The 274-nt window shown below is 65.0% G+C and carries 1 protein-coding gene; it reads right to left on the bottom strand.

All coding sequences use genetic code 11. The features are described 5' to 3' along the window. Positions 1–214 (bottom strand): hypothetical protein (locus TW83_RS19010; RefSeq protein ID WP_045984357.1); only part of this gene is annotated, 214 nt, incomplete at its 3' end. Between the last annotated feature and the right edge of the window lie 60 nt (positions 215–274).

The raw sequence follows: 274 nt of genomic DNA, 5'->3' as shown, positions 1-274 counted from the left end.
TGATGACCTTCTCCATCAGCACGGATTTGGTCGCCATGGGCAGGGCATCGAAACCCGGCGTGACGACAGCGCGGCCTTTCAGATGATGGTCCCGCCACAGGGCGGCAAAGCCCAGGCAGCGGCGGAAGGCGTCGTTCTGCTCTGCGATCAGCAGGCGCAGCATGTGGTCGCGGGCCTGCTCGGCGGCGGTGTCGGTCTGGTTTGCTTGTGCCATTTGGCGTTCCTTCTTTTGCGACGATCCCGGCCCGGACTTCGCCCTGTGGCCGGTGCCCAA

Origin of the sequence: Paracoccus sp. S4493 (assembly GCF_000967735.1) — a bacterium.
Taxonomy (GTDB): Bacteria; Pseudomonadota; Alphaproteobacteria; order Rhodobacterales; family Rhodobacteraceae; genus Paracoccus; species Paracoccus marcusii.
Note: the sequence above shows the minus strand (reverse complement) of the source record. Positions and strands in the feature narration are given on the sequence as shown.